1 protein-coding gene is annotated in these 639 nt (G+C 66.7%); it reads left to right on the forward strand.

Going from position 1 to position 639, the window contains the following annotated elements:
* Window positions 1-579 (forward strand): small ribosomal subunit Rsm22 family protein (locus EN893_RS36795; protein WP_281062549.1); only part of this gene is annotated, 579 nt, incomplete at its 5' end.
* Between the last annotated feature and the right edge of the window lie 60 nt (window positions 580-639).

A 639-nucleotide genomic window follows, 5' to 3' on the forward strand; every position in this document is an offset into this window, starting at 1 on the left:
GCCCAGACCAGATGGCTGGCCGGTGATGCCACCATCGACCTTGCCGACATCGAGCCGGCCGATCTGGTCACGTGCGCCTATGTGCTCGACGAAATCGCTCCCGCATCACTGCCGAAGCTCATCGACCGCCTCTGGCAACTCACCGCCGACACGCTGCTTGTGGTCGAGCCGGGCACCCCCGCCGGCTGGCAGCGCATCCTTGCCGTGCGCCGGCAGTTGATCGAGGCGGGCGCGCATGTGCTTGCGCCTTGCCCGCATCAGGCGCCCTGCCCGCTCACCGCGCCCGACTGGTGCCACTTTTCCCGCCGCGTCGCCCGCTCGCGCCTGCACCGGCTGGCCAAGGACGCCGACGTGCCGTGGGAAGATGAGAAATTCATCTATGTCGCGGCTTCTCGCGACGGACTCACATCGCACCAGGCGCGGGTTCTTGCGCCGCCGAAATCCGGTTCCGGCAAGGTTCTGCTCAAACTTTGCCGGGACGACGGCACCGCCGCCGAGCGCTTGTTCACCAAGCGCGACGGCGCCGACTTCAAGCTGGCCCGGCGGCTGGACTGGGGCGACAGGCTGGCTTCCGAATAGACAGCAGCAGCGTTTGCGACCGCCTCGAAGAAAAATTTCGAAGCGATGTCGAATCCAGGC

This window comes from Mesorhizobium sp. M7A.F.Ca.CA.004.04.2.1 (assembly GCF_004022825.1).
In the GTDB taxonomy this organism is placed as follows: Bacteria; Pseudomonadota; Alphaproteobacteria; order Rhizobiales; family Rhizobiaceae; genus Mesorhizobium.